Source organism: Sulfuricurvum sp. (genome assembly GCF_019163035.1).
Lineage (GTDB): Bacteria > Campylobacterota > Campylobacteria > Campylobacterales > Sulfurimonadaceae > Sulfuricurvum.
Genome location: NZ_JAFLKV010000150.1, coordinates 1 through 4,866, shown reverse-complemented (window position 1 = coordinate 4,866; position 4,866 = coordinate 1). Strand labels below are relative to the sequence as shown.

The following is a 4,866-nucleotide window of genomic DNA, read 5'->3' as shown; positions in this document are numbered from 1 at the left end:
CTGATCGGTGAGATCGGGGAATGGGTGTTGAATGAGACATGCCGACAGGGAAAAATTTGGCTCGATCAAGGGCATCGACTGACGTTGGCAGTAAATCTATCTGCTCATCAGGTACGTCAGCAAAATATTCCTGAGATGGTTGAAAAAGCACTCAAAAAAAGCGGTTATCCGGCCGATCGACTCGAGTTGGAACTGACCGAGAGTGCATTGATGCAACGGGAGGAGGAGACGGTAGAGATGCTTCACGCTTTGCGAGCACACGGTATCCGATTGGCAATAGATGATTTTGGTACGGGATATTCATCTCTAAGCTATCTCAAACGATTCCCCATCGATGTTCTCAAAATCGATAAGAGTTTTGTGGATGATCTACCGTTTGATAAAGATGATATGGCGATTGTTACCGCGATTATCGCGATGGGACAGGCTTTAGGATTTCAGGTGTTAGCCGAGGGGACGGAGCGGATAGAGCAGATCGATTTTCTCAAAGAGAAAGGGTGCACAATGTATCAAGGGTATTTTAAAAGCCAGCCCGTTAGAGCTGAGGAGTTTATAAAACTCCTCGGGTGAGGATTATTTTAGGGTATCGACGTAACTAGCGATACTCTGAAGATCGCTGTCACTGATTGTGGCTACATTGCCTTGCATAAGTGCTTTTTGGTCACCGCCGAATGTACCGTTTTTATAGCCGATGAGTTTTGCTAACGCGCCACTTCCCCCTGCGATTGCTTTCCCAGCAATAGAAGCCTCTTTCCCATCTGTTCCGTGACATTCAGCACATTTGGCTCCGTAGAGTTTTGCGCCATCTGCTGCCATCACTGATGAGAATCCTAGCACCGATAAAATTAATATTTTTTTCACCATTTATATCACCTCCAAAGTATGTGCGATTATTGTAGCATAAAAATTATAGCCTATCGGATAAACTCAGCAATCCCCATAACGATTTCAATGAGGATCAAGACGATGATAATCCACTCCAAAAATTCACTTTTCTTATGGTTGATGACATCCATCACGAGCATGACATCCTCTTTGATCTGGGAGAGTTTGGAGAGGGCGATTTCGTGCCGATCATAAAGTTCGAGAACAAATGCGAGGCGGGTATAGAGCGATTCTGCCTCTTCGTTATCCCATAAAATATTGGGTTTATCGAGGAGCAACAGGTTGCTCACCATATCATGACGGGTGAGGGCGAGTCGTTTGGCGAACTGCATCAGATGGGAGCGTTGCGTGATGGAGTAGGTATGGATCGATTCAACGATGCGACGGCTTTGAGAGAAAAGGGTATTGAGACGTTTTTCATAATGCTCTAGCCCGACACTCTGACTGATCGCTAGGGCGATGACATTGAGGGTCAACATTGAGCCCTCCCGCAAGAGTATTGCTTCATTAGTGACAGCAAAAAGAGTTGTGAGCTGAGGGTCAATATGAATGGGATAGTCTTGGGTGATGAGATGTTCTACATCGAGAGAGATGCTTAACTTTGAGAGAGCCGCTAATATCTGACTTTTCTCTTCAGCAATCAGCGTGAGTACCCCAAAGGGTGTTAAAACGACGTGAAGAAGATCATTTTTCCCGTAATAGCCGTTTTCGACACCGCGACTCAGGGTGATGTCGAGAGCATATTCGACCGTTGCGGTGGTAAGGGGATGGTTAAGATATAAAGAAAGGAGATTCATGTTCAGACCTTTAACCGAAGATTGGTTATTGATAGTGTATCATTCCTTTATTACAATGAGGTGATAATGCAAACTAAAATAGCAGTCGGATTAGTGGGGTTATGGTTGGGTTGGAGCTCTGTTTCAGCCGATGTTTCGGAGATGATTTTCTATCCTCAAGCCGATTTTTCAGAGGGAATTTTTCATTTTAATTATCAAGGTGAAAAAAATAAAAATTACGGATTTATGTTTGAGAAAGGGTTTGACCCCGCCCGAATCGTTTACGTTCGCCCTTCCAATCACAGAATGGAAAAAACCAAAGAGGGGATGACAAAGCTCTCTTTTGAGAATACCGACCGTTATTCGTATCTTGAGCGTGCCAATAAAGATGACTTTTTGGTGTCCGAGGAGAACGGGATCATCAAGATTCTCCTCAGCGGAGGGGATTGCAAAGGGTCTGCTGAGTGTGTTACCGCAGAGAATATTTTGACCGTCAACGTCCCTAAAGGGTATGGTGTCCGCAAATATCAAGGGTTGGATCAAGATCTAAAACCGCTCAAAAACCCGCAGTGGCAACGCAATGGAAATACTTATACCCTCACCGCACGTGACGTCAAAGGGGCGTGCGTGATGATGGAGTTGGGGAAACTAAAAGCGGGTCAGAGTGCGGCAAGTGTCGCGATAGCAGAACCTAAAGCGGTTGCCCCTGTTCGCGTTGCGGAGGTCATTAAGCCGGTTGTAGAAGAGGCGAAGGTTGTCGCGGTTGCAGAAGTGGTCGTAGAAGAGGTTAAAGCACCGACTCCGGTTGTAGTTGCAACGGCAGAACCCAAAGTTCAAGAGAGTACTCCGAGCGTAGAACCGAAAGTTGTTGTGAGCGTTCTTGAAAAACCTATCGTCAAATCGGCAACTCCGGCACCGTATTTTCGGAACTTTCAAATCTTTGAGAGCCGAGTTGTTGCTTTGAGCGAAGTGGGAAAAGGGCATTTACGTGAATGGGCACAGCTTTTTAAAGCAGGAGGCTATACATCGGTAACGATCAACGGCTATACCGATAATATTCCGCCACAACGTCTCAAAGCTTTGTATGCGACGAATGAAATCCTCTCCGAAGCCCGCGCCAAAATGGTAGCTGATTATTTGATTACTCAGGGGATCGATGCGAAGGCTATCAAAGTCGTTGGGATGGGGGATGCTAATCCAACCGCTTCCAACGACAATGAAGAGGGACGTTCGAAAAATCGACGGGTGGAGTTTATCTTAAGCCGATAATAGCCTACATCTGCTCATACAGATCGAAGAGATCGATTCCATCAGGGAGTCGCGGTTTCCCGTCGCGAAACGAGCGGGTATGGGCAATGAGCCGTTTGAAATGTTTGCGCAGATGATACGCATCGGGAACATTCGGACGGAACCAGTCCCCTTTTGCACTAAAGAGCCAGTCGATTCCCGATTTGATATCGAGGAGAGTATACCCCCCTGTATCGATGAGGAGTCGGATTTGTGCCGCCCAACTCATCACGTCAAACGGTTCTTCAAACTGCGGATCGATTGCAGAGAGATGACGGATAAAATATTGTGTCATCTCAAACTCTTCGGTGGTTGGTTTGGTTTCGGCGAGCTCTTGTGCCGAGGCTACAACAGGAGCGTTGGAGATACTCTCTCGTCGTACCCACCGCTCAAACTCCGCACACCAGTCAAAAGAACGGTTGTTTTTGGAGCGTTGATAGAGATTAAAATCCTCAAAAAGCTCTCGTCGTAACCCCTCACGATCACACAACTCCAACGCAAACACGTGTAATTCCTCGTAAGCCTCATTGGAGAGGTTGAGATAGTAGTTGCTATCACTGTATTGCGTCGCGCTAAGGCTCATAACGGGAGAAGCGAGGGTAGCTATCGGAGCAAACGTGTAGTAGATCATCATCCCTTGCGCACTTTTGCGTCGGAGGGTTTTGAGTATCCCTTTTTTCACCATACTATCCAGCGCTTCGATCACTTCGCGCGGAGCGTGGCGGAGTGCTTGGGCGAGGGTGGAGGCATCGATATCGCTGGGTTTATCACCCCACTGCTGGGTATGTCGGGCGATGAGGGGGAGGAGTGCGCGCTCCATGATGCTCAAATCGTCTCGATCGATCAGGGTTGAGGGGAGGGTGATCATTTTTCTTTTACCGAACGGAGAAGTTTGGCTTTGAGCGGTGCGATGAGGGTATCGTTTTTCTCTCGTTCACGACGGAGGATTTCGTTGCGATATTCGTGGATGACGCGCGCTTCAAAGAGGCTTCGATCCAAGGAGACATAGTCGTAAATCCATTTTTTGGTGAGTATTTTAACGACATTGATATCGGTTTCATCCAAAAGAGGTTTCTCTTCGCCCTGACGTTTGATCGAGGTGAATCGGATTTGCTCGAACCGCTCCAACGCACTTTTATCCCCGTCTCGTACTAAACTCACATCACGACGGATATCGTACATCAGCGTATAGAGCTTCTCCGCACGCTCTTTCGCTTCCTGCTCGATGGGGGTGAGGGTTTCTTCTTCAAATTCCGAAGCGATCAAAGCGATTTTTTCAAATCCGCTTTTGTAAGGCATTTCGCGTAACGAGAGGCGGCGAAAAAACTCACGGTACTGTGCCATCTGGAGGTTGCGTACCAAATCGGCGACGTGCGCACGGAGGTTAATATCCTCTTCGATTTTGAAATATTCCATCAACGAAGTGACGAATTGGGCGCGGATTTGATCTTCGGTTGGTCGGTTTTGCATAACAGAAGTATAGCATTCGGAGATAAAATAGAGAGCTTTTTTGCAGAGTTCTTTTTATACTTAACACTAATGTAACGCATATTTAGTAGTATTATTAATGATATTCAATAATATATTTCATTAATTTTTATTTTATATTAAATATTTAATGTTTAGAATTATTTTTTTCAAAAGGATAATGTGTTAAGATTGATTATTTTTGTACTCCTAATATTATGTGGATACTCAGACCTATTTGCCGTATCTCCCGTCGATTCGCCTCTGATAAACGAGCAACAACGACAGATATATGAACGACTTCAGAATATTGATACCACTATCCCCTCTTCTGAACCTATAACCCCCGAATTAAATATCTCGCAAGATAAGAATGAGACGGTGTGCTTTACAACTACCTCTATCACTATCAAAAATATGACACTCCTCAGTAAGGAGCAACAAAACCTCA

Annotated in this window: 7 protein-coding genes; 3 read left to right on the top strand and 4 right to left on the bottom strand. The window is 45.7% G+C overall.

Annotated features, from left to right (window positions below):
- Positions 1-570, top strand: a 570-nt coding sequence (locus JZU62_RS10640) for an EAL domain-containing protein (RefSeq protein ID WP_295014626.1), incomplete at its 5' end; no start/stop codon positions are given.
- Positions 571-573: 3 nt separating this feature from the next.
- On the opposite strand, the gene JZU62_RS10635 is transcribed toward JZU62_RS10640, so the two are convergent.
- Together JZU62_RS10635 and JZU62_RS10630 are read right to left on the bottom strand one after the other, a co-directional pair.
- Positions 574-864 carry a c-type cytochrome gene (locus tag JZU62_RS10635; protein ID WP_295014624.1) on the bottom strand — a complete coding sequence of 97 codons (291 nt, stop codon included), beginning with the start codon at positions 862-864 and terminating at the stop codon, positions 574-576.
- Positions 865-914: 50 nt separating this feature from the next.
- Positions 915-1,682: an RMD1 family protein gene (locus tag JZU62_RS10630; RefSeq protein ID WP_295014622.1), complete on the bottom strand. Its 768-nt coding sequence runs from the start codon at positions 1,680-1,682 to the stop codon at positions 915-917.
- 66 nt (positions 1,683-1,748) lie between these two features.
- On the opposite strand from JZU62_RS10630, the gene JZU62_RS10625 reads away from it, so the two are divergent.
- Complete coding sequence (locus JZU62_RS10625; RefSeq protein WP_295014620.1) at positions 1,749-2,930, top strand: OmpA family protein; 1,182 nt, start codon at positions 1,749-1,751, stop codon at positions 2,928-2,930.
- Positions 2,931-2,934: 4 nt separating this feature from the next.
- Here the strand turns inward: JZU62_RS10625 and JZU62_RS10620 are convergent, their stop codons facing one another.
- Both JZU62_RS10620 and JZU62_RS10615 read right to left on the bottom strand, forming a co-directional pair.
- Complete coding sequence (locus JZU62_RS10620) at positions 2,935-3,816, bottom strand: hypothetical protein (RefSeq protein ID WP_295014618.1); 882 nt, start codon at positions 3,814-3,816, stop codon at positions 2,935-2,937.
- Positions 3,813-4,418 carry a hypothetical protein gene (locus JZU62_RS10615; protein ID WP_295014616.1) on the bottom strand — a complete coding sequence of 202 codons (606 nt, stop codon included), beginning with the start codon at positions 4,416-4,418 and terminating at the stop codon, positions 3,813-3,815. The genes JZU62_RS10620 and JZU62_RS10615 overlap by 4 nt, the downstream gene beginning before the upstream one ends.
- A gap of 189 nt (positions 4,419-4,607) precedes the next feature.
- On the opposite strand from JZU62_RS10615, the gene JZU62_RS10610 reads away from it, so the two are divergent.
- Positions 4,608-4,866 (top strand): hypothetical protein (locus tag JZU62_RS10610; RefSeq protein ID WP_295014614.1); only part of this gene is annotated, 259 nt, incomplete at its 3' end.

Bases quoted from the DNA above. Each gene is read 5' to 3' on its own strand.
- JZU62_RS10620 (WP_295014618.1), bottom strand. From the start codon at position 3,816: ATGATCACCCTCCCCTCAACCCTGATCGATCGAGACGATTTGAGCATC.
- JZU62_RS10615 (WP_295014616.1), bottom strand. From the start codon at position 4,418: ATGCAAAACCGACCAACCGAAGATCAAATCCGCGCCCAATTCGTCACT.
- JZU62_RS10625 (WP_295014620.1), top strand. From the start codon at position 1,749: ATGCAAACTAAAATAGCAGTCGGATTAGTGGGGTTATGGTTGGGTTGG.
- JZU62_RS10630 (WP_295014622.1), bottom strand. From the start codon at position 1,682: ATGAATCTCCTTTCTTTATATCTTAACCATCCCCTTACCACCGCAACG.
- JZU62_RS10635 (WP_295014624.1), bottom strand. From the start codon at position 864: ATGGTGAAAAAAATATTAATTTTATCGGTGCTAGGATTCTCATCAGTG.